Annotated in this window: 21 protein-coding genes; 13 read left to right on the forward strand and 8 right to left on the reverse strand. The window is 72.0% G+C overall.

The window, feature by feature from the left end; translation table 11 throughout:
- Positions 1-55: 55 nt before the first annotated feature.
- Entirely contained in the window at positions 56-1,300 is a 1,245-nt protein-coding gene (gene glgC / locus AB0N80_RS13405) for a glucose-1-phosphate adenylyltransferase (RefSeq protein ID WP_315995838.1), read from the reverse strand.
- A 76-nt stretch (positions 1,301-1,376) separates the two neighbouring features.
- On the opposite strand from glgC, the gene glgA reads away from it, so the two are divergent.
- The 3 genes from glgA (at position 1,377) to AB0N80_RS13420 (ending at position 3,796) form a co-directional block, all read left to right on the forward strand.
- A complete protein-coding gene (glgA, locus tag AB0N80_RS13410; protein WP_363578969.1) occupies positions 1,377-2,573 on the forward strand; it encodes a glycogen synthase in 1,197 nt (398 codons plus the stop codon).
- 59 nt (positions 2,574-2,632) lie between these two features.
- Positions 2,633-3,415 carry an ABC transporter ATP-binding protein gene (locus tag AB0N80_RS13415; RefSeq protein ID WP_315995836.1) on the forward strand — a complete coding sequence of 261 codons (783 nt, stop codon included), beginning with the start codon at positions 2,633-2,635 and terminating at the stop codon, positions 3,413-3,415.
- A gap of 129 nt (positions 3,416-3,544) precedes the next feature.
- The gene (locus AB0N80_RS13420; protein WP_055837630.1) at positions 3,545-3,796 is read left to right on the forward strand and encodes a type B 50S ribosomal protein L31; all 252 of its coding nucleotides are present in this window, start codon (positions 3,545-3,547) and stop codon (positions 3,794-3,796) included.
- Between the two features lie 236 nt (positions 3,797-4,032).
- Here AB0N80_RS13420 and AB0N80_RS13425 read toward each other — a convergent pair whose 3' ends face one another.
- The 4 genes from AB0N80_RS13425 to AB0N80_RS13440 form a co-directional block, all read right to left on the reverse strand.
- Positions 4,033-4,197, reverse strand: a complete 165-nt coding sequence (locus tag AB0N80_RS13425; RefSeq protein WP_363578970.1) for a hypothetical protein — start codon at positions 4,195-4,197, stop codon at positions 4,033-4,035.
- 74 nt (positions 4,198-4,271) lie between these two features.
- Entirely contained in the window at positions 4,272-5,087 is an 816-nt protein-coding gene (locus AB0N80_RS13430) for a carbon-nitrogen hydrolase family protein (protein ID WP_363578971.1), read from the reverse strand.
- A 139-nt stretch (positions 5,088-5,226) separates the two neighbouring features.
- Entirely contained in the window at positions 5,227-6,849 is a 1,623-nt protein-coding gene (locus AB0N80_RS13435; protein WP_363578972.1) for a DUF222 domain-containing protein, read from the reverse strand.
- 351 nt (positions 6,850-7,200) lie between these two features.
- On the reverse strand, positions 7,201-7,935 hold the full coding sequence (locus tag AB0N80_RS13440; RefSeq protein WP_363578973.1) for an exonuclease domain-containing protein: 735 nt from the start codon (positions 7,933-7,935) through the stop codon (positions 7,201-7,203).
- 266 nt (positions 7,936-8,201) lie between these two features.
- Between AB0N80_RS13440 and AB0N80_RS13445 the strand changes: the two genes are divergently transcribed.
- On the forward strand, positions 8,202-9,080 hold the full coding sequence (locus tag AB0N80_RS13445; RefSeq protein ID WP_363578974.1) for an alpha/beta hydrolase: 879 nt from the start codon (positions 8,202-8,204) through the stop codon (positions 9,078-9,080).
- 27 nt (positions 9,081-9,107) lie between these two features.
- Here AB0N80_RS13445 and AB0N80_RS13450 read toward each other — a convergent pair whose 3' ends face one another.
- The gene (locus AB0N80_RS13450; RefSeq protein WP_315995830.1) at positions 9,108-9,665 is read right to left on the reverse strand and encodes a CGNR zinc finger domain-containing protein; all 558 of its coding nucleotides are present in this window, start codon (positions 9,663-9,665) and stop codon (positions 9,108-9,110) included.
- 71 nt (positions 9,666-9,736) lie between these two features.
- Between AB0N80_RS13450 and AB0N80_RS13455 the strand changes: the two genes are divergently transcribed.
- Complete coding sequence (locus AB0N80_RS13455; RefSeq protein ID WP_363578975.1) at positions 9,737-10,729, forward strand: DMT family transporter; 993 nt, start codon at positions 9,737-9,739, stop codon at positions 10,727-10,729.
- A 69-nt stretch (positions 10,730-10,798) separates the two neighbouring features.
- On the opposite strand, the gene AB0N80_RS13460 is transcribed toward AB0N80_RS13455, so the two are convergent.
- Positions 10,799-11,272: an Lrp/AsnC family transcriptional regulator gene (locus tag AB0N80_RS13460; RefSeq protein WP_136585763.1), complete on the reverse strand. Its 474-nt coding sequence runs from the start codon at positions 11,270-11,272 to the stop codon at positions 10,799-10,801.
- A 171-nt stretch (positions 11,273-11,443) separates the two neighbouring features.
- Between AB0N80_RS13460 and pdhA the strand changes: the two genes are divergently transcribed.
- From pdhA to AB0N80_RS13475, 3 genes are read left to right on the forward strand one after another with little or no spacing between them, the layout of a single operon-like run.
- Complete coding sequence (gene pdhA, locus AB0N80_RS13465; protein WP_363578976.1) at positions 11,444-12,586, forward strand: pyruvate dehydrogenase (acetyl-transferring) E1 component subunit alpha; 1,143 nt, start codon at positions 11,444-11,446, stop codon at positions 12,584-12,586.
- The gene (locus AB0N80_RS13470) at positions 12,583-13,626 is read left to right on the forward strand and encodes an alpha-ketoacid dehydrogenase subunit beta (RefSeq protein ID WP_363578977.1); all 1,044 of its coding nucleotides are present in this window, start codon (positions 12,583-12,585) and stop codon (positions 13,624-13,626) included. Before pdhA ends, AB0N80_RS13470 begins: the two co-directional genes overlap by 4 nt.
- On the forward strand, positions 13,623-15,071 hold the full coding sequence (locus tag AB0N80_RS13475; protein ID WP_363578978.1) for a dihydrolipoamide acetyltransferase family protein: 1,449 nt from the start codon (positions 13,623-13,625) through the stop codon (positions 15,069-15,071). The genes AB0N80_RS13470 and AB0N80_RS13475 overlap by 4 nt, the downstream gene beginning before the upstream one ends.
- Before the next feature lie 135 nt (positions 15,072-15,206).
- On the opposite strand, the gene AB0N80_RS13480 is transcribed toward AB0N80_RS13475, so the two are convergent.
- Positions 15,207-15,950, reverse strand: coding sequence for a TetR/AcrR family transcriptional regulator (locus AB0N80_RS13480; RefSeq protein WP_363578979.1), 744 nt, complete (start codon positions 15,948-15,950; stop codon positions 15,207-15,209).
- A gap of 97 nt (positions 15,951-16,047) precedes the next feature.
- On the opposite strand from AB0N80_RS13480, the gene AB0N80_RS13485 reads away from it, so the two are divergent.
- From AB0N80_RS13485 to AB0N80_RS13505, 5 genes are read left to right on the forward strand one after another with little or no spacing between them, the layout of a single operon-like run.
- Positions 16,048-17,724 carry a carboxyl transferase domain-containing protein gene (locus AB0N80_RS13485; RefSeq protein ID WP_363578980.1) on the forward strand — a complete coding sequence of 559 codons (1,677 nt, stop codon included), beginning with the start codon at positions 16,048-16,050 and terminating at the stop codon, positions 17,722-17,724.
- Between the two features lie 2 nt (positions 17,725-17,726).
- Positions 17,727-19,826 carry a biotin carboxylase N-terminal domain-containing protein gene (locus tag AB0N80_RS13490; RefSeq protein ID WP_363578981.1) on the forward strand — a complete coding sequence of 700 codons (2,100 nt, stop codon included), beginning with the start codon at positions 17,727-17,729 and terminating at the stop codon, positions 19,824-19,826.
- Complete coding sequence (locus AB0N80_RS13495; RefSeq protein ID WP_363391374.1) at positions 19,823-20,998, forward strand: acyl-CoA dehydrogenase family protein; 1,176 nt, start codon at positions 19,823-19,825, stop codon at positions 20,996-20,998. Before AB0N80_RS13490 ends, AB0N80_RS13495 begins: the two co-directional genes overlap by 4 nt.
- A complete protein-coding gene (locus tag AB0N80_RS13500) occupies positions 20,995-21,462 on the forward strand; it encodes a MaoC family dehydratase (protein WP_315995821.1) in 468 nt (155 codons plus the stop codon). The genes AB0N80_RS13495 and AB0N80_RS13500 overlap by 4 nt, the downstream gene beginning before the upstream one ends.
- On the forward strand, positions 21,459-22,292 hold the full coding sequence (locus AB0N80_RS13505) for a CoA ester lyase (protein ID WP_363578982.1): 834 nt from the start codon (positions 21,459-21,461) through the stop codon (positions 22,290-22,292). The genes AB0N80_RS13500 and AB0N80_RS13505 overlap by 4 nt, the downstream gene beginning before the upstream one ends.
- Positions 22,293-22,421: the final 129 nt, after the last annotated feature.

The raw sequence follows: 22,421 nt of genomic DNA on the forward strand, positions 1-22,421 counted from the left end.
CGCAACGAGAGAGGGCGGCGACCGTGGTGGTCACCGCCCTCTCTCGTTGCGAGGGTCAGGCGTGGACGTGCACGTCCTTGCCGACGACGGTGATCCCCGTCTCGGTCACCGTGAACCCTCGGGCGAGGTCGCGTTCGCGGTCGACGCCGATGGTCGCCCCCGGCTCGAGAACGACGTTCTTGTCAAGGATCGCGCGATGGATGCGAGCGCCCGCGCCGACCTGCACGCTATCGAAGAGCACCGAGTCGGTGATCGTCGAGCCTCCGCCGGCGAGCGCCCACGGGCCGACCACGCTGCGTTCGAGGTGGGTCCCCGACAGCACCGAGCCGAGCGACACGATCGAGTCGATCGCGTTGCCGATGCGTCCGACCGAGTCGCGCACGAACTTCGCCGGCGGGGCGTTGAAGGTCTGCGAGTAGATCGGCCAGTCGGTGTTGTAGAGGTTGAAGATGGGCAGGGTCGAGATCAGGTCCATGTGCGCGTCGTAGAACGACTCGATCGTGCCCACGTCGCGCCAGTACGACTGATCGCGCGGGGTGGACCCGGGCACGTCGTTGCGCTGGAAGTCGTACACGGCCGCCTCGCCGCGGTTGACGAAGTACGGAACGATGTCGCCGCCCATGTCGTGGGCCGAGGTCGGCAGCTCGCCGTCGTGGGTGACGGCTTCGACAAGCGCGTCGGCGTCGAAGATGTAGTTGCCCATCGAGGCGAGCACCTCGTGCGGCGAGTCGGCCAGCCCCTCGGGGTTCTGCGGCTTCTCGAGGAACGCGCGGATCTTCGTGGGGTCGCTCGGATCGGTGTCGATCACGCCGAACTGGTTCGCGAGCGAGATCGGCTGACGGATGCCGGCGACTGTCGCGCGCGCATCCGAAGCGATGTGGGCGTCGAGCATCTGCTTGAAGTCCATTCGGTACACGTGGTCGGCGCCGATGACGACGACGATGTCGGGCTTCTCGTCGCGGATGAGGTTCATCGACTGCAGGATCGCGTCGGCGGAGCCCGAGAACCACCGCTTGCCGAGGCGCTGCTGGGCGGGGACGGATGCCACGTACGCGCCGAGCATGGGCGACATGCGCCACGTCTGAGAGATGTGGCGGTCGAGGCTGTGCGACTTGTACTGCGTGAGCACGACGAGCTGGCGCAGGCCCGAATTGATGAGGTTCGAGATGGCGAAGTCGATGAGGCGGTACTGGCCGCCGAAGGGGACGGCGGGTTTGGCGCGATCCGCCGTCAGGGGCATGAGTCGCTTTCCCTCGCCGCCGGCGAGGATGATTCCGAAGACCTTCGGCGCTGCAGGCATGGCACCACACTAGGGGGCGGAACAGGATGCCGGAACACGTCGTCGGCGTGCCTTCCGCTGTACTACGGTTCGTCTCATGCGCGTCGACATCGTGACCAAGGAGTACCCGCCGGAGATCTACGGGGGAGCCGGGGTCCACGCCACGGAGCTGGTCAAGGCGCTGCGCGCCGAGGGCACCGAGGTGCAGGTCCGCGCGTTCGGCGCGGAGCGCGACGCGGCCGACACGACGTCCTACGGCGTCCCCTCCGAGCTCGCCTCCGCGAACGGCGCGATCCAGACCCTCGGCACCGACCTCGAGATCGTCACCGACGTCGCCGGCGCCGACGTCGTGCACTCGCACACCTGGTACGCGAACTTCGCCGGGCACCTGGCATCCCTCCTCCACGGGATCCCGCACGTCGTGACCGCCCACAGCCTCGAGCCGTTGCGGCCCTGGAAGGCCGAGCAGCTCGGCGGCGGCTACGCCGTGTCGAGCTACATCGAGAAGACGGCGTACGAGGGGGCCGCGGCGGTCGTCGCGGTGAGTTCGGGGATGCGCGACGACATCCTGCGCAGCTACCCGTCGCTCGATCCCGCCAAGGTGCGGGTCATCTACAACGGCATCGACACCGAGGCGTGGCATCCGGTGACGAACGACGCGTTCCTGGAATCGGTCGGGATCGATCCGTCGCGTCCCTCCGTCGTCTTCGTCGGGCGCATCACACGGCAGAAGGGTCTGCCGTACCTGCTGCGCGCGGTCGAGCAACTGCCGCCGGACGTGCAGGTGATCCTGTGCGCGGGCGCCCCAGACACCCCGCAGATCATGGCCGAGGTGCAGGAACTCGTGCGCGGCCTGCAGGCGACCCGCGACGGCGTGGTGTGGATCGAGCGTCTGCTTCCACGCGACGAGCTGTGCGCCATCCTCACCGCGGCGACGACGTTCGTGTGCCCCTCGGTGTACGAGCCGCTCGGCATCGTGAACCTCGAGGCGATGGCGTGCGGAGCGGCCGTGGTGGGCACCGCGACCGGCGGCATCCCCGAGGTCGTCGTCGACGGCGTGACCGGTCGTCTCGTGCCGATCGACCAGGTGCAGGACGGCACCGGCACGCCCGTGGACCCCGACCGCTTCGTCGACGACCTCGCCCGCGTGCTCACGGAGGTCGTGGCGGATGCCGAGACCGCCCGCGCGTTCGGCGAGGCGGGGCGCCAGCGCGCCGTCGACGCCTTCAGCTGGGACGCGATCGCGCAGGAGACCGCGGCGTTGTACGCCGAGGTCGCGGGGGCGTCGCGGTAGCTCTGCACGTCGGCCGTGTGGCATCCGGGTGGTGTCGTCGCGCCCGTTAGGCTAGCTGCATGCCTCAGGTGCTCGAGTTCTCCGACGTCGTCGTCCGCCGGAACGCGCGGGACATCGTGTCCCACCTCGACTGGACGGTGTCGGATGACGAGCGCTGGGTCGTGCTCGGGCCGAACGGCGCCGGCAAGACCACCGTTCTGCAGCTCGCCGACACGCTGCTGCACCCCACGTCGGGTGCCGTGACCATCCTCGGCGAGCGACTCGGGCGGACCGACGTCTTCGAGTTGCGTCCGCGTATCGGCTTCGCCTCGTCGGCGATGGCGCGACGCGTGCCGCCGGAGGAGACCGTGCTCGACGTCGTGCTGACCGCGGCCTTCTCGGTCGTCGGGCGCTGGCGCGAGGACTACGACGACATCGACGAGCGACGCGCGCTGCGCGTGCTGGCCGAGTGGAAGCTCGACCACCTCGCCGACCGCACCTTCGGAACGCTCAGCGACGGCGAGCAGAAGCGCGTGCAGATCGCCCGCGCCGTCATGACCGATCCGGAGCTGCTGCTGCTCGACGAGCCGACCGCGAGCCTCGACCTGGGGGCGCGCGAAGAGCTGCTGAGCCTGCTGTCGGGCTACGCGCAGGCGCCGACGACACCCGCGATGGTCATGGTCACGCACCACGTCGAGGAGATCCCCATCGGGTTCACGCACGTGCTGCTGCTGCGCGACGGCGAGGTCGTGGCATCCGGACCCCTCGAAGAGGCCCTCACTGCCGAGAACCTCTCGGCGACGTTCGGACTCGACATCACCCTTACGCACGACGCCGGTCGGTACGCCGCTCGCGCGGTGTGATCCCGGGCGGCGGGGCCTCTCGGCGTCGGCTTCGGCTCGGGCCTGGTAGACTCTTCCGTTGGTGCCTCCGGCGCCGCAGACTTTGACGTCCTGGCAGAATCCAGGGCACCACTTCTCAAAGGACCTCCCATGCAGACTGACATCCACCCCACGTACAAGGCCGTCGTGTTCCGCGACCTCGGTTCGGGCGACACCTTCCTCACCCGTTCGACCGTCTCGAGCGACAAGACGATCGAGCTCGACGGCGTGGAGTACCCCGTCATCGACGTGGAGATCTCGTCGGCCTCGCACCCGTTCTACACGGGCAAGCAGCGCATCATGGACTCGGCCGGTCGCGTCGAGAAGTTCAACCAGCGCTTCAAGAACTTCGGCGGTCGTTGATCCGCAGCGGTTCCGCGTCGAAGCCCCTCGTCCTTCAGGACGGGGGGCTTTCGTCTTTCCCGGAGCCGGAGGTGACCGGGGCGCGGTCGCCCTCACCCGCGCTTCTCGGGCAGGAGGGGCTTCGGCGGGTCGGTGCTGAGGATGGGGGACATCGTCACCGGGGCGCGGTCGCCCTCACTCGCCCTTCGCGGGCAGGAGGGGTTTCGGCGGGTGAGTGCTGAGGACGGGGGACGTCGTCACTGGGCCGAGCCGCGCGAGCGCTCGACCACCTCCTCCAGCCGCGCCGCGTCGGGGCTGTACACGTCGAAGAGCAGGCGGTCTTCTCTGGTGACGCGGACGATCGATGTGACCTCGGCGAGGTCGACGAGCTCCCGCGCCTGAGCGGGCGAGGCATGCGTCATGTGGAGGCAGTGACGGCATCATCTCGAGCGCGGATGGGGTCGCCCGTGCCCGGCGCGACGGGGCGCCTCACCGATCAGTGCGCCGCGTCGGTCGGGCGGAACGACCCCAGAGGTCGGTGGGGACCCAGCTCGTCGCGATGATCCGCCCACATCCGTTGGCGCTCGCGGGTTTCGCGGACGACCTCCGCGTCGAGGTCGGCGAACGCGACGTGCTCGCCCTCGCCGACCGCGGCGATGCGCCGGCCGAGCGGATCGAAGACGGCGGAGCCGCCGATGAAGGCGTGCGGACCACCCACGAGGCCGCTGAACACCACGTACATGCCGTTGTCGAGGGCGCGTGAGGCGTAGTGGAGATCGCGGCGGTGCTCGCCCCCGGGGAAGTACGCGCCGCTGTTGAGGTAGACGTGCGCCCCGGCTCGGCCCGCGGCGGCCGCGTGCTCGGGGAAGTTCGCGTCGTAGCAGACCGAGAGCGCGAAGCGGAGGCCGTGCAGGACGAACGAGGCACCGTGATCGCCGGGAGCGAAGAGGGGGCGTTCGCTGTCGTGCAGGTGCTGCTTGGCGTAGGCAGCGAGGGGGTCGCGACCGGGGGAGAGGATCACGTCGCTGAGGGTGCGGCACCCCTCCCGCTCGAAGGCGGTGTTGACGACGGCGATGACGCCGGTGCGGTCGACGGCCTTTTGCACGGGGGCCCACCACCCGCCCGGGCCGAGCGCGGGAAGGGGGCCGGCGAAAGCGAGGTCGTCGTACCCGGTGACGGCGGCTTCGGGGAAGAGGGCCAGGTCTGCATCCCCCGCCGCGGCGTCGCCCACGAGGCGGGCGATGAGAGCGACGTTCGCGTCGACGTCACCCGGGACGGCTTCCATCTGGACGGTCGCAATGCGGCAGGTCACGGGAACAGTGTGGCATTGCGGCGACGTCAGCCGGGTTCGAGGTGCGGGGCCGAGGCGGGTGGGGCGGAGGTGGTGCGCGTCGGCGATGGGGCGGGGCGGTGATGGGCGGGGCGGGGCGAGCACGACGCCCGCCCGGCGCTCAGAACGGCGGCGGATCGGTGTCGTACGTGCCGCCGAGCGGCGACGTCCACTGCAGGTCGCCGGTGACGGGATCGTGGGTCGGCGTCCACCGCGTCTCGTGCCGGAGGCGGTGATGGTGTCGGCACTCCGGTGCGAGATTATCGGCATCCGTAGAGCCGCCGTCGGCCCACGCGCTGAGATGGTCCAGGTCGCAGTCGCGCGCTAAGCGGTTGCAGCCGGGGAAGACGAAGGTCGGCGACGTCACGCCCAGCCAGCGTCGGAGGGCCGTGGGGACGCGGTACGTCTGACGGTCGAGGACGAGCGGTGCGCCGGTGACGGGGTGCGTCAGAAGGCGCACCCAGGAGCTCGCTTCGCCGGCCAGACGGCGCGCGGTGTCGAGGTCGATGGGTCCGTAGCCATCGAGGATGGCGGGGCGATCGTCAGCCCCGAGGAGGGTCAGCGCGGGGACGGTGACGACGACCGTGGGGGAAGCGGCGTGTGTTCGCGTTGTTGTGGACGTGGGCGCGGCGCCCACTCGGGACGCGGAGTCGCCTCGGGGAGTGGTCTCGACGCGGGGCGGGGCCTCGCCTTTGGGTACGGGAGCGTCCGAGCGGCCGGTCGCGGCCAGGTCAGCACTCGAGACCGTCACGAGGTCGGCGAGAACGTCGGCGCGCAGCTGCGCCAGCGTGCGCTCCTCATCCGGCGCAGCGTGCAGATGCCGAGCGGCGCCGTCGAGGCGCGTCATGATGCTGCGTGCCCTCTCTGCCGGGAGGAAGGCGGTGAGCGAGGCCATCCCGTCGAGTTCCGGCGCCATCCACACCCCGCGATCGCGCGCTGCGCGGCGATGGCGGGCATCGATCGACTCGGCATGCACGCGCTCGCGAACAGCGCGCGCGGCGACGGCGAACTTCGTGGGCGTCAGCCTCATCGCGGTCTCGGCGGCGCCGTCGTCGAACGCCCTCCACGCCGTCTCGTCGTGAGGGAGGGAGGTCGCGAGCCGGGCCGCCTCGACGGCGTGGCGTTCGGACGTCCGTCCGGCGGCGAACGCGTCCCACAGCCGAGGGCAGCGTTCTCGAAGCGCCTCGACGTGCGTGGCGCGCGTGCGGACGGTCTGCTCCGAGAGGCGCAGACGCACCGCCATCTCGGCGGCCGCCGCCCGCTGCGCGAGATCGACGCGGTCGCGTCGCACCGCGCCGGCGGTGCGGCCGCGCGCATCGCTCCACGTGTAGTCGAGGGTCGGGTCGGGGCCGACCCAGGGCGTCGGGTCGGCGGCGGCGTCGCGCAGGACGGTCGCGATGAGGCGACCCTCCTCGGCCGCAAGACGGTGACGCTCGGCGGCGATCAGCTCGAGATGCCCGAGGATTGCGTCGAGATCGGATGCCGAGGCGGTCGCGGCGTCATCGTCAGTCGCGTCATCGTCAGCCGCCTCGCCGTCAGCCGCGGCCCCCTCGGGCCGGACGTGAACAGAGGAGAACACGTCGTCCGTGGAGAACACGTCGTCGCGGTGACTCGCCGCGCCGAGATCGAGCAGCTGGGCCCACGCGACCTCGTCGTCGAGCTCGTCGTCGGCAGGCCACGGAACCCCGTCCCACGACCGCGGATCCGGCGAGGGCCGGTCGGCGAGAGGAACGGAGGTGTCCATGTCGAAACGCTATCGGGGGCCTCCGACATCGCCGCGAAGGGCCGGAGCCTCGCGGCGAATGCGTGGTCGGGTCCCGCGCTGAGCGGATGCCGGACCGGTGAGCTCGCGGTGGGGAACCTTCGACAAGCAGATACCGCGTCGGACCCGGGGGAGGCGCCGCCACTCCGGTCGCCGTGTGCGATGTCGTCCGTCGCGCGCGTCGGGATCGGGGGAGGCATCGTGCGATCCCAATCGGTGTCGGGGTCCGGCGGTGTCGGATCGTGGTGCGGAAGGCGCCCGCCGCCCGTGAGGCCGGTCGCAGCCCGGCCCCCGTGGGCCCTCCTGCGTGATCGATCCGGCGTCGCCCGCTTCTCAGCGGATCGGCCACGCCCCGTCGAGCGGCGGAGCGGCGGCATCCAGGCGGCCGATCTTCACGAAGTACTCGGTCAGGCTCGCGGCCTGCGCGCGGGCCCACGCGATCTGGCGGGTGTGCAGCTCGTCGAGGGTCTGCGGCATCCACGGTCCGAACTTCTCGGCGAGAGCCAGGGCCAGGCGCCCGGCGGCGACCGCGTCGGCGCAGGCTTCGTGAGCGGATTCGAGCGGGACGGCGTAGTGCTCGGCGACGACCGACAGGGTGCGCTTGCCGCGACGGTACGTGTCGTAGGTCTTGTCGACCACGAGGGGGTCGATCACGGGTGAGGGCGCGTGGATCGGCGCGACGCCGTGGCGAACGGCTTCGTTCTTGAGCAGCGAGAAGTCGTACGGAGCGTTGTAGGCCACCACCGGGATGCCGGCGGCGAACAGCGCGGCGAGGGCTTCGACGACCTCGGCCACCACGCGCGGGGCGGGGGCTCCGTCGGCGCGAGCCCGCTCCGTGGTGATGCCGTGGATGGCCGCGGCTCCGGCGGGGATCTCGATGCCCGGGTCGGCGAGCCAGTCGCGGGCGTCGATGACGTTGCCGTCGACGTCGAGCACGCCCACGTGGGCGGTCACGATGCGATCTCTCTCGACGTCCACGCCGGTGGTCTCGAGATCGAACACGCCGATCAGGCGCGCCCACTCGGGCGTCTGGAAGAGGGGGAGCGGCTCGGCCTGCCACAGGGTCATGGGGTCACCGTAGAACGAGGTTCCGACATGGACGGCGAGGCGCGCAGAAGGGTGCGGGGAGGAGGTCCCGGATGCCAGGCGGCGGCGTGAGCGCCGGGCGCGCGTCCTGAACGCCGGGCGCGGCGGGAAGCGCCGGGGGCGGCGTTCGCGTCGACGCGCGTCCCGGATGACGAGGCGCGACAGGAAGGATCGCGGCCGACGGTGCCGGGACGTGGTGGGGGAGGATCGCGCCCGGCGGTGTCGGGACCCCCTCGTAGACTCGACCCATGCCGAATCCCTACGCCGAGCGCCTCGCCGAGATCGCCGTGGAGCGCCGCGAGACCGCCGTCCTCGGCGGCACCACGGCCTACTGGGTCTACGGAGACGAGGCCGCTTCGACGACGATCGTCGCGGTGCACGGGTTCCGCGGCGAGCATCACGGACTCGACCCCGTCGTGGCGCACCTGCGCGGCATCCGGGTCATCTCACCCGACCTGCCCGGCTTCGGTGAGACGGCGCCGCTGGCGGGTCGCGCGCACGATCTCGAGACGTATGCGCAGTGGTTGCGGGCGTTCGTCGAGGCGGTCGCGCCCGGCGCGGTGGTGCTCGGGCACTCGTTCGGGTCGATCGTGTCGGCCGCCGCCGTGGCCGGCGGGCTCGCGACGCCCCGGCTCATCCTCGTCAACCCGATCGGCGCGCCCGCGCTGGAGGGGCCGCGCGGCATCCTCACGCGACTCGCCGTCTTCTACTACCTCGCCGGAGCGAAGCTCCCGCGCGCTCTCGGCGAGGGGCTGCTGCGCAACGGTCTCATCGTGCGGGTGATGAGCAACGCCATGGCCAAGACGCGCGACCCGGAGCTGCGGCGCTTCGTGCACGAGCAGCACGACGAGTACTTCTCCCGCTTCGCCGACCGCGACGTGCTGCACGAGGCGTTCGTGACGAGCGTCTCGCACGACGTCCGCGAGTTCGCGCCGCACATCGCGCAGCCGACGCTCCTGATCGCGGCCGAGAAGGACGACATCACTCCGATCGAGGCCGAGCGGCACCTCGCCACCCTCTTCCCCGATGCGGAGTTGGTAGAGATCCCCGAGGTCGGGCACCTCATCCATTACGAGACGCCGCAGGCGGCGGCATCCGCGATCCGGACGTTCCTCGGCGACCGGTGACGCGAGCTCTGCCGCGCCAGAACCTCACTACGCCGTCTCCGCCTTCCGCTTCCGATACGCGTTGACGTTCATGCGGTTGCCGCAGTTGCCGGAGTCGCAGTAGCGCTTCGAGCCGTTCTTCGAGAAGTCGACGTACACGCCGTCGCAGTCGTCGGCGTCGCACACGCGGATGCGGGCGTACTCGTCGGCGCGGATGACGTCGACGAACGCCATGGCCGTCTCGACGAGCATGCGCTGGGCGAGGTGGTCCGACGCCTCGGAGGCGTGGATGTGCCAGTCGAACTCGTCGTGCCGCACGAGCTGGGGGAGGGCGCGTCCGTCGCGCAGCATCGCGTTCACGAGGGGCACCGCGTCATCGCGATCGACGTTCCACAGTGCTTGGATGCGGCGCCGGATGCCGCGCACGGCGGCCAGCTCGCGCTCGTCGCGGGCGCGCGAACCGGTGTAGGTGTGCCGCTCGGCGAAGTCGTCGAGCTCGGCCATCGTCGTGAGGGTGTCGACCCCGCTCACCTCGGTGTGGGGCAGGGTGTTGACCAGTTCGACGGTCGCGCGCAGCACCAGTTCGGTGTCACGGATGAAGACCATGTTGACTCCTGACATTCTCAGGTCGTACTGTCACGAGTGTACTCACTCTTGACTCCTGACAGCAGGCCCGCATGACCACGTCGTCCGTCACCCTTCCCCGTCCCGTCCGCCACGGCTCCGGCGCCGTCACGGGGCTGCTCATCGCCGTCGCCTCGGCGCTGGCCTTCTCGTCCAGCGGCCCCTTCGTCAAACCGCTCCTCGACGGAGGATGGTCGCTCGGGGCCGTGCTGCTCGTCCGCATGGGCGTCGCGGCTCTCCTGCTCTCGCCCGCGCTGATCACGGCGATCCGGCGTCAGCGAGGGTTCCTCCGGCGCCACGGCCTGCTCATCGTGTCGTTCGGCCTGACCGCGGTCGCCGGCTGCCAGCTGTTCTACTTCGCCGCGATGCAGAGGATGCCGGTGGCCGTGGCGCTGCTGATCCAGTACATCGCCCCGGTGCTCATCGTGATCGCCGTCTGGGCGCGCACCCGCCGCGCGCCGTCGAAGGCCGTGCTCATCGGCTCGGTCGTCGCGATGGCCGGACTCGTCCTGGTCGTCGACATCAGCGGGGCGCGATTCGACCTGCTCGGCACGCTCTTCGCCCTGTGCGCCGCCGTCTGCGCAGCCGCGTACTTCGTGATCGCCGGCCGCGCGGGCGACGACCTCCCACCCCTCGCCCTCGCCGCCGGCGGCCTGCTCACCGGGACGCTGCTCATGGGCATCCTCGTGGGGGTGGGCGTGCTCCCCTTCGCCGCGCCCTCGATCACGGTGTCGCTCGCGGGGCTGCAGGTTCCCGGCATCCTGCCGCTGCTGTGGGTCGGCGCGGTGGCGACCACCCTCGGCTACGCCCTCGGGGTGATCGCGGTGCCGCTCATCGGATCGCGTCTGGCGTCGTTCGTCGGCCTCAGCGAGGTGCTGTTCGCACTCGGCTTCGCGTGGCTGCTGCTGGGCGAGACGCCCGCGCCGATCCAGTTCGTGGGCGGCGCGTTGATCCTCGTCGGGGTCGTGCTCGTGCGCCTGGATGCCGGGAGCCCCGCCGAGCCGAAGACCGAGACGGCGAGCATCCCGGTGGTGCCGGCGCCGTGAGCCGGCGCAGGTTCCGGTCCCTCCGACGGGGTCCGGAACCTGGGGTGCTGCGGGGCGCGCAGGGGCGGGTCAGATCTCCTCGCGCGCCAGCTGCATCAGCGGCCCCACGCGATAGCCGATGACCTCGCCCATCACGAGCGAGGTCTCGGTGCGCTCGACGCCCTCGATCGCGAGGATGCGCGCGTCGGTGTCGAACAAATGCTGCGTATCGCGGCACGCGACGCGCACGAGCAGGTCGACCTGGCCGCTGAGGCCGTGGGCCTGCAGCACCTCGGGGACTTTCGCGAGCTCCTCGCGGATCGCGGGGAGCTCGGCCTGACGCACCGTCACCTGCAGGAACGCCTCGATCGGGAAACCGAGCGCCTCGGCCGACAGCGTGCGCTCGAACGACAGGAACACGCCGCCGCGTTCGAGGCGGCTCATGCGGGCCTGCACGGTGTTGCGCGAGAGGCCGAGCTTCTCGGCGAGCGCGACGACGGTGGCGCGCGGGTCGGCGGACAGGGCGCGGAGGAGGTCGAGGTCGACCGCGTCGAGCTTGCTCATGGTGCGAAACATTAGCAGTGTCACCGCCCTCCGCAATGGGCACCTTGCTCAATATGACGGCGAGGTCTTGAGCGGGGTGCATTCCGCGCGTACGGTCGGCCTCGTCGGCGGAGTTGCCGACGCCCGGACCGCCCCGGCTCTCACGAGGAGCCCCGGGCCGCACCTGGAGGGATGACGATGACGTACACCCAGACCACGCCGGAGCAGGGAGCCGCCGACCGCGGATCCACCGGCACGCGCGGCGACGTCGACGACGTCTCGCGCCTGCTCGAGCCCGACGGCTCGCGGATCCCGGATGCCGAGCTCGACCCGTGGATCGCCGACCTCTCGCCGCACGAGCTCCGCGCCCTCCATCGCGACATGGTCCTCACGCGTCGCCTCGACGCCGAGGGCGTCGCCCTGCAGCGTCAGGGTCAGCTCGCCCTGTGGGCCCCGTGCCGCGGCCAGGAGGCCGTGCAGGTCGGCACCGCGCACGCCCTCGCCCCCGGCGATTTCGTCTTCCCCAGCTACCGCGAGCACGGCGTGCTGCTCGGCCGCGGAGCACAGCCCGCCGACTACGTGCTCGCCTGGCGCGGTGAGGAGCACTCCGCCTACGATCACAGCACGATCAACGCGGCGCCCCCGCAGATCATCATCGGCGCCCAGTCGCTGCACGCGACCGGCTGGGCCATGGGCGCGCAGCGCGACGGCTCGACCGACGTGGCCGTGGCGTACTACGGCGACGGCGCCACCAGCCAGGGCGACGTCAACGAGGCGATGATCTTCGCCTCGTCGTTCCGCGCCCCCGTCGTCTTCGTCTGCTCCAACAACCAGTGGGCCATCAGCGAGCCCGTCACCGTGCAGGCGAAGTACCCGATCGCGGGTCGGGCGCCGGGGTTCGGCATCCCGAGCATGCGCATCGACGGCAACGACGCCCTCGCGTGCGTCGCCGCGATGCGGTGGGCCCTCGACCGCGCGCGTCGCGGCGAAGGCCCCTCCTTCATCGAGGCGGTGACCTATCGCATGGGCCCGCACACCACGAGCGACGACCCCACGCGCTACCGTGACGCCGCCGAGGTCGAGGCGTGGTCGCAGCGCGACCCGATCGCCCGGTTGGAGGCCTACCTTCGTGCCGAGGGCGTGCTCGACGACTCCGCCCTCGACGAGGTGGCCCGCGCCGCCGACGCCCTCGCCGCCGACGTGCGCGCCGCCTGCATCGGCGCGACCACCCGTTCGCCCGAGACGATGTTCGACCACGTGTACGCCGAGCCGCACCCCGGCCTGGAGCGGCAGAAGGCGGAGTACGTCGCGTACCTCGCGGGGTCCGAGAAGTGACCGCGCTGACCCTCGGTTCCGCGATCAACGCGGGCCTGGCGAAAGCCCTCGAGCGCGACGAGAAGGTCCTCCTCATGGGCGAGGACATCGGCGCCCTGGGCGGCGTGTTCCGCGTCACCGACGGCCTGCAGCAGCGCTTCGGTGCACAGCGGGTCGTCGACACCCCGCTCGCGGAGGCGGGCATCGTCGGCACAGCCGTCGGCCTCGCCCTGCGCGGCTACCGCCCGGTCGTCGAGATCCAGTTCGACGGCTTCGTCTACCCGGCCTTCGACCAGATCGTCTGCCAGGTCGCGAAACTGCACTACCGCAGCAACGGTCGGATCCGGATGCCGCTGGTGATCCGCATCCCGTGGGCCGGGGGAGTCGGCGCGGCCGAGCACCACTCCGAGTCGCCCGAGGCGTACTTCGCCCACACCGCGGGACTGCGCGTGGTCGCCCCCAGCACCCCGCAGGACGCCTACGTGATGCTGCAGCAGGCGGTGGCATCCGATGATCCCGTCGTCTTCTTCGAACCCAAGCGCCTCTACCACTCGAAGGGCGAGGTCGACCTGGACGCCGATCTCGCCGACGCGCCGCCCCTGCACCTCGCGCGCGTCGCCCGCGAAGGCACCGACGCGACGATCGTCACCTACGGTGCCCAGGTGCGCACGGCCCTCGACGCCGCCCTCGCCGCGGAGGACGAGGGTGTCTCGCTCGAGGTCATCGACCTGCGCTCGCTCTCGCCGATCGACATGAACACCGTCGCGGCATCCGTGCGCAAGACCGGGCGCGTCGTCGTGACGCACGAGGCCGCACGTCAGGCGGGGATGGGCGCGGAGCTGATCGCGAGCATCACCGAGCAGTGCTTCGAGTACCTCGAGGCGCCTCCCCAGCGCGTGACCGGTCACGACATCCCGTATCCGCCGTCGAAGCTCGAGAAGCACCACGTGCCCGACCTCGACCGCGTGCTGCACGCCGTCGACCGGGTGCTCGAGCGCGATGCGCCGGGAACCGCACCCGGCGGCTCGCACGCATCGATCGTGGGCGGGGGTGCGCGATGATCGCCGAGTTCCTGCTCCCCGACCTCGGCGAGGGCCTGCCCGAGGCCGAGATTGTCGCGTGGCTCGTCGCCGAGGGCGATGTGGTGACGTTGAACCAGACGATCGCCGAGGTCGAGACGGCCAAGGCGGTCGTGGAGATCCCCTCGCCCTACGCCGGAACCGTACAGGGCCTGCACGCGGCCGCCGGCGATGTGGTGGCCGTCGGCTCCCCGCTGGTGTCGTTCGCCGTGGGCGGGACGGATGCCGACGACCCGGCGCCGGCCGCGACACGGACGGAGCGTGCGGCGGCGACGGAACGCGAGGACGCGGACGAGTCCGCGGCGCCTCCCGCGGTGGCGGCAGCGGCCGAGGCCGAGCGGGCGACGCCCAACCTGGTCGGTTACGGGGCCGCGCCGGCCTCGGGCAGTCGGCCGAAGCGCCGCGCCCGGGCCGCCGCCGGCACGGCGACCCTCGACGCCGACACGGCGGTGCGCGAGGCGGCGCCCCATGATGCGGTGCGCACGGGTCCCATCGACCTGCCGCTCGAGCGTCCTCGCTCGACGCCTCCGGTGCGCAAGCTCGCGAAGGACCTCGGGGTCGATCTCGTCCTCGTCGCGGCCGCTCACCCCGGGGAGGCGGTGACGCGCGCGCACGTCGAGGAGTACGCGGCACGGGTGCCGGTGGCATCCGTCGCTCGCTCCGTCTCCGCGTCGACGGTCCCCCCGGCCGCACCCGCCTCCACCGCCGCTCGCCCGGATCCCGGCGAGCGGGTCACCCGGACGCCCATCCGCGGCGTGCGCAAGCACACGGCCGCGGCGATGGTCCAGAGCGCCTTCACGGCGCCGCACGCCACGACCTTCCTCACGGTCGACGTCACCGCCACGACCGAGTTGCTGGCATCCCTCAAGACCGACCGCGCCCTCGACGGGCATCGGATCGGCGTGCTGGCCGTCGTCGCCAAGGCCGTGTGCCTCGCCCTCGGGCGCACACCGGCGCTGAACGCGCGGTGGGACGAGGCCGCCGGCGAGATCCTCGAGCACCACTACGTGAACCTCGGCATCGCGGCCGCGACGGATCGTGGTCTCGTCGTGCCGATCGTGCGGGATGCCGAGCGCCTCCCGCTCGTCGACCTCGCCGACGCGATCGCCGAACTGGCCGGCACGGCGCGCGCCGGCCGCACGGCCCCGGCCGACATGACGGGCGGGACGTTCTCGATCACCAACGTCGGAGTCTTCGGGGTGGATGCCGGGACGCCGATCCTCAATCCGGGGGAGGCCGGGATCCTCGCCGTCGGCGCCGTGCGGCGCACGCCGTGGGAGCACCACGGCGAGATCGCCCTGCGCGACGTGCTCACCCTCAGCCTGTCGTTCGACCACCGCGTCGTGGACGGGGCCGAGGCCGCGCGATTCCTCACCGACGTCGCGGGCGTGCTGCGCGAGCCCGGATGGGCGATGCTGCTGCGGTGAAGGTTCCGGGCGCCGTCAGGCGGCGGCGCCCGGTTCTCCGCGCGGGCCGCGCGCGCTCGAGCGTGCGGAACACCCAAAGAGGGTGATCGGGGCCTCCGCCGTCGTGGACGCGCGATCCCGGGGGGACGAGCGCGCTCAGGCCGTCAGTGCGGCCAGCGCCATGCGCGTGAGCGTCGGGCGCACGCGCGATGCGGGCACGCCCCGCACGCTGTGCGGGGTCGAGTTGATGAGGCCGAAGCACGCGAGGGCGCGCACCCGACGTTCGGCGGGGGACTCGGCGTCCGGGGTCTGCGCGCGCCGGTCCCGCGCGTGCGAATCCGGGGACGCCAGCGCGTCGGTCCACACCTCGACGTACGCGTTCTGCAGGCGGCGCACCGCGCGGCGGTCGCCGGGCGCGAGGCGGTCGAGGTCGCGGTCCTGCACGCGGATGACGTCGGCCTCGGCGAGCGCGAACGCGACGTGGAAATCGACGAGGGCGGCGAGGGCCCCGGATGCCGGGCGGGCAGAACGGCGGGAGACGCCGGCGACACGCCGGTCGGCGGCGGGCGCGGGACGGTGCGCGGCCGCGACGGCGCGTCCGCCGGTGAGGAGGCGCTCGCTGACGTCGACGAGGATCGCGCCGAGCAGTGCCTGCTTGCTCGCGACGTGGCGGTAGACCGCGGGCCCACTGACGCCGGCGGCCTCGCCGATGTCGCCGAGGGTCACCCCGTCGAATCCCCGCTCGGCGAACAACCGTGCGGCCGCGGCGAGCAGCGCCGCCCGGCGCTCGGCCTTGGCGCGGTCGCGCGCCGTGGACGGGGCCGTGGTGCGGGCTGCCGCCGGGGGAGTCGCCGTGTCGTCGGCGGCCGCGGCGCGGGAGGGGTCGAGAGGTCTTGTCATCGGCATCCGCTCGGGTTAGCCTGGGTACTCAGTTAGTCAACATTAACTGAAATCGACGGGGCTGTCGACGACGCGGCCACCGGAACGGAAAGCCGCCATGAGCACAGCACCGGACTCCTCCGCAGCGACCGCGACCGCGGAACCCGCACCCGCGGAGGTCTCAGCCGCACCGCCTGCGGTCGACGCACGTCGGCGCGCCGACCGCGGTGCCCGAGGCGCCGCCACCACGCAGCGCGATCTCGCCGCCGAGCTCCGCGCTACCCTCGCGCGCACCGCCCGCGGGGGATCCGAGGCCGCCCGGGAACGCCACTCGGCCCGCGGCAAGCTCCTCGCACGAGACCGCATCGACCGCCTGCTCGACGAAGGCAGCCCGTTCCTCGAGGTCGCTCCTCTCGCCGCCCACGGGCTCTACGACGGCGGCGCTCCGGCCGCGGGGGTCGTCGCCGGCATCGGTCTCGTGCACGGGCGCCACGTCATGGTGGTCGCCAACGACGCGACGGTGAAGGGCGGCGCCTACTTCCCCCTCACCGTGAAGAAGCACCTGCGCGCGCAGGAGATCGCACTCGAGAACCGCCTGCCGTGCGTCTACCTCGTCGACTCGGGTGGCGCCTTCCTGCCGATGCAGAACGAGGTGTTCCCCGACCGCGAGCACTTCGGCCGCATCTTCCGCAACCAGGCGCAGTTGTCGGCGCGCGGTGTCCCGCAGATCGCCGCGGTCATGGGCTCGTGCACGGCGGGTGGGGCGTACGTGCCGGCGATGAGCGACGAGAGCGTGATCGTGCGGGGCCAGGGCACGGTCTTCCTCGGCGGACCGCCCCTGGTCAAAGCCGCGATCGGCGAGGACGTCACCGCCGAGCAGCTCGGCGGGGGCGATCTGCACGCGCGCCGCTCGGGCGTGGTCGACCACCTCGCCGACGACGACGAGCACGCGCTCGAGATCGTGCGCGACATCATCGCGACCCTGCCCCCCACCCCGCCTTCGGTGTGGGAGATCGACGCCCCGCGGAATCCGTCGCGCGCGCCGGAGGATCTCTACGACATCGTCCCGGTCGACGTCGCGCAGCCCGTCGACATGCGCGCGATCATCGACACCCTGGTCGACGCCGACTCCCTGCACGAGTTCAAGGCGCTGTACGGCGAGAGCGTCATCACGACCTTCGCCCGCCTGCACGGGCATCCGGTCGGCATCATCGCGAACGACGGCGTGCTCTTCAGCGAGTCGGCCCTCAAGGCGGCGCACTTCATCGAACTCGCCGACCAACGCGGCATCCCCCTGCTGTTCCTCCAGAACATCACCGGGTTCATGGTGGGGCGGGATGCCGAGGCCGGAGGCATCGCGAAAGACGGCGCCAAGATGGTCACCGCCGTCGCCACCACCCGCGTGCCCAAGCTCACCGTCCTCGTCGGCGGGTCGTACGGAGCCGGCAACTACGCCATGTGCGGCCGCGCGTACGACCCGCGATTCCTGTGGAGCTGGCCCGCGAGCCGGATCTCGGTCATGGGCGGAGCTCAAGCGGCATCCGTCCTCTCCACCGTCCAGCGCGACCAGCGCGCCGCACGAGGCGAGGAGTGGACGGATGCCGAGCAGCGGGCGTTCGAAGACCCGATCCGCGCCCGCTACGACGAGCAGGGCGACCCGTATTACGCCACCGCGCGCCTCTGGGACGACGGCGTGATCGATCCCGTCGACACGCGCACGATGCTGGGGCTCGCTCTCGACGTCGTCAGCCGCGTCCCCCTGGCCGACCGGGGCTTCGGCCTCTTCCGGATGTGACCATGAGCATTCCTGCTTTCACCAGCCCCGATCTCCGCACCCCTGACGTCACCACCCCCCGGCCGGAGAATCCTCCTTTCTCCTCCGTCCTCGTCGCCAACCGCGGTGAGATCGCCCGCCGCGTGTTCCGCACGCTCCGACGCCTCGGCATCCGTTCCGTGGCGGTGTACACCGACGCGGATGCCGGTTCCCCCCACGTGCGAGAAGCCGACCGCGCGGTGCGGGTGCCGTCGTATCTCGACGTCGATGCCGTGGTCGACGCCGCCGTGTCCAGCGGAGCGGATGCCGTGCACCCCGGCTACGGCTTCCTCAGCGAGAACGCCGGCTTCGCCCGCGCGTGCGCCGCGGCCGGTGTCGTGTTCGTGGGCCCCGGTATCGAGGCGCTCGAAGTCATGGGCGACAAGATCCGCGCCAAGGAGCACGTCGCCGCGCACGGAGTGCCGATCGTGCCGGGATTCCCGGCGGCGGGGTTGAGCGACGACGAGATCGCCGCCGCGTCCGACCGCGCCGGGTTTCCGCTCCTCGTGAAGCCTTCCGCCGGCGGCGGCGGGAAGGGGATGACGGTCGCCACCGGCCCCGCCGACCTGGCCGATGCGCTCGCCACGGCCCGTCGGGTCGCCGCCGCCGCGTTCGGCGACGACACCCTGCTGCTCGAGCGGCTGCTGGAGCGCCCGCGGCACATCGAGGTGCAGGTGCTCGCCGACGCGCACGGCACGACGATCTCCCTCGGTGAACGCGAGTGCACCCTGCAGCGACGTCATCAGAAGGTCGTCGAGGAGGCGCCCTCACCCGTGGTGGATGCCGCGACGCGCACGCGCCTCGGAGAAGCCGCGGTGTCCGCCGCCCGCAGCGTCGGCTACCTGGGCGCCGGGACGGTCGAGTTCCTTGTCGCCGGCGACCGGATCGACGAGCCCTTCTTCATCGAGATGAACACGCGCCTCCAGGTGGAGCACCCCGTGACCGAGATGGTCACCGGGATCGACCTCGTCGAACAGCAGCTGCGCGTCGCCGCAGGCCACGCCCTCGACCTGCCCGAGATCCGACTCGACGGGCACGCGATCGAGGCGCGCGTGTACGCCGAGACCCCCGCGCGCGGATACCTCCCCGCCACCGGGACGGTGACCGCGTGGCATCCGGGACCCGCCCGCGTCGACAGCGCCGTCGAGACGGGGAGCGTGATCAGCTCTCTGTACGACCCCATGATCGCCAAGGTCATCGCCCACGGCCCCGACCGTGAGACCGCCCTGGCGCGCCTCGACGCCGCCCTCGCCGAGACCGTCGTGCTCGGCGTCGACACCAACATCGCCGACCTCCGCGCACTCCTGGCCGAACCGGCGGTGCGCGCCGGCGACCTCGACACGGGCGTGCTCGACCGCAGAGGCACGCCCGAGTCTCCGGAACCGTCACCGGCTGCGCTCGCCGTGGTGGCGCAGCGGGTCGTGGATGCCGCCGCTCCGGCCGAGGGCTCGGTCTGGGGCCGCGCCGGGGCGTGGCGCGCCGGGGGAGCGCAGGCGCATCGGACGGTATGGCTGCAGGATGACGCGGGGCGCGTGCACACGGCATCGCCCGCCGCCGGTGATGCGCGGGTCGTGGGCGGGCCGATCGAGTACTGGGCGCACGCCGAGGGCGCGGCCCATCGCCTGCGGGTCGTCTCGCGTCGGGACGCCGCCGCGCGCCGCCGCGCGAGTGCGGGACGCGCACCCGGCGCCGTCGATCCCGAGCTCGTCGCCCCGCTGCCCGGCACCGTCGTCGCGGTGCACGGCGCGGACGGAGACGCCGTCGAAGCGGGCGACCGACTCGTCACCATCGAGGCCATGAAGATGGAGCACACCGTGACCGCACCCCACCCCGGGGTGCTGCGCCTGCACGTCACCCGCGGCACCCAGGTCGCCCGCGACGCGGTGGTCGCGACGGTGAGCCCGTCTCCGCAGGTCGTCGAGTCCGAGATCCCCGCCTCCGAGGACCCTGATCCCGAGGTCCCTGAGCCTGTCGAAGGGACCGGTACCCCCTCGGCCTCGGGGCTGTCGACGGGCTCCGCCTCCTCCTCCGCCGCATCCCCGGCGTCCACCCCCATCCCATCCCACAAGGAGATCCACCCGTGAGCATCGACAGCCAGCAGGCCTTCACCGACGACGAGCGCGAGCTGAGCGCGATGGTGCGCGAGTTCGCCGACGAGGTGATCGCGCCGCGCTCGTACGAGGCCGATCGCGCGCACGAGCTTCCCCTCGACATCGTCGAGCAGATGGGCGAGCTCGGCCTGTTCGGCCTCCCGTTCCCCGAGGAGGTCGGCGGACAGGGCGGCGACTACGCGAGCCTCTGCGTCGCGATCGAGGGCGTCGCGCGCGTCGACCAGTCGATGGCGATCACGCTCGAGGCGGGCGTGGGCCTGGGTGCCATGCCGATCTACCGCTACGGCACCGCCGAGCAGAAGGCGCAGTACCTCCCCGACCTCGTCGCGGGGCGCGCGCTCGCCGGGTTCGGCCTGACCGAGGCCGAGGCGGGCAGTGACGCCGGCGCCACGCGCACCACCGCGCGTCTCGAGGGCGAGGAATGGGTGATCGACGGCTCGAAGCAGTTCATCACCAACTCCGGCACCGACATCACCCGCTTCGTCACGGTCACCGCGGTGACCGGTCGCACGGGCGATCGCCCCGAGATCTCGACGATCATCGTCCCGAACGGCACACCCGGCTTCACGGTGGGCCCCGCGTACGACAAGGTCGGCTGGAACGCCAGTGACACCCACCCCCTCACCTTCGACGGGGTGCGGGTCCCCGCCGCGAATCTGCTCGGTGAGCGCGGCCAGGGCTTCAAGAACTTCCTGCGCACGCTCGACGAGGGCCGGGTCGCGATCGCCGCCCTCGCCACGGGCGCGGCGGAGGGGTGCCTCGAAGCCGCCGTCGACTACGCCCGCAGCCGCACGGTCTTCGGCGAGCGCCTCTCGACGCGGCAAAGCATGCAGTTCCTGCTGGCGCGCATGCACGCGCGCGTGCACACGGCCCGCCTGGCGTGGGTGCATGCCGCCCGCCTGTGCGACGCCGGAAAGCCCTTCTCGGTGGACGCCGCCGTCGCCAAGATGACGGCGAGCGACGCCGCGATGGCCAACGCACGGGACGCGACGCAGGTGTTCGGCGGCAACGGTTTCATCAACGAGTACCCCGTCGCGCGGCACTACCGCGACTCGAAGATCCTCGAGATCGGCGAGGGCACCACCGAGGTGCAGCTCATGGTGATCTCGCGCGCGCTGGGACTCACCGGTACCGTGGCCGCATGATCGAGCAGCGGGGCCTGTATCTGGAGGAATTCGTCGTGGGGGAAAGGTACGCGCACCGACCCGGCCGGACGGTGACCGACGCCGACAACGTCCTCTTCACCACCCTCACGATGAACCCGCAGGCGCTGCACCTCGACGCCGCCTACGCCTCGTCGCAGCCCTTCGGACGGCCGCTCGTGAACTCGATGTGGACCCTGTCGACGCTCGTCGGGCTGTCGGTCGGGCAGCTCACGCAGGGAACGCTCGTCGCGCAGCTCGGTCTCACCGATGTGAGCTTCCCCGCTCCGCTGTTCGTCGGCGACACCCTCACGGCCGAGACCGAGATCGTCTCGGTGCGGCCGTCGGCATCCCGCCCGGGTCAGGGGGTCGTCGTCATGGCGCACACCGGTCGCTCGCAGAACGACGAGGTCGTGGCGACCGCGACGCGCACGGTGCTGGTGTGGGCGCAGGAGGCGGTGGCGTGAGCGGCGTGCACCCCGACTCACGCGCGGCGACGCGACCTTTCGCCCTGGGGCCCGCTCTGCTGTTCGTACCCGGCGACCGCCCCGAGCGGCTGACCAAGGCCGTCGACCGAGCGGACGCCGCGATCCTCGACCTCGAGGACGCCGTCGCCCCGGACGCCAAGCCCGCCGCTCGCGAGGCGATGATCGCCGCCGATCCCGACCCCGACCGCGTCATCGTGCGGGTCAACGGCCCCGAGACGCCGGAGTTCGCGCGCGATCTCGCCGCTCTCGCGCAGACGCGCGTGCGCACCGTGATGGTCGCCAAGGCCGAGGACCCGGCATCCCTCGCCCCCCTCGAGGGCTACGACGTCGTCGCCCTGTGCGAGACCGCGCGCGGGGTCGTGCACGCGGAGCAGCTCGCCGCCGTCCCGCAGGTCGTCGCGCTCATGTGGGGCGCCGAAGACCTCGTCGCGAGCCTCGGCGGCACCTCGAGCCGATTCGCCGATGCCACCTACCGCGACGTCGCGCGCCTCGCCCGGGCCCGGGTCCTGCTCGCCGCGGGAGCTGCCGGCAAACGTGCGATCGACGCGGTGCACGTCGACATCGGCGACCTCGAGGGTCTCTCCGCCGAAGCTCAGGATGCCGCGGCCTCGGGGTTCGCGGCCACCGCGTGCATCCACCCGGGCCAGGTCGAGACCATCCGTGCGGCGTACGCGCCCACGCCGGAGCAGTTGCGCTGGGCGCACGGCGTGCTCGCGGAGGCCGAGGGCGGCGCGTTCCGCTTCGAGGGGCGCATGATCGACGAACCGATCCTCCGCCACGCGCGCGCGATGGTCGCGCGGGTGGGCTGAGCGACGTTCGACGGGGAGGTGGCTGGGCCTGTCGAAGCCCGCGGTCCCCTGGGCGGGCTCTGAGACCTGCGGTCGCGCGTCAGACGGCTGAGCGTGTCGAAGCCACCGGGGTGTGCGGATCCCGGTCCC

The organism is Microbacterium sp. NPDC089188, from assembly GCF_040685155.1.
Lineage (GTDB): Bacteria > Actinomycetota > Actinomycetes > Actinomycetales > Microbacteriaceae > Microbacterium > Microbacterium galbum.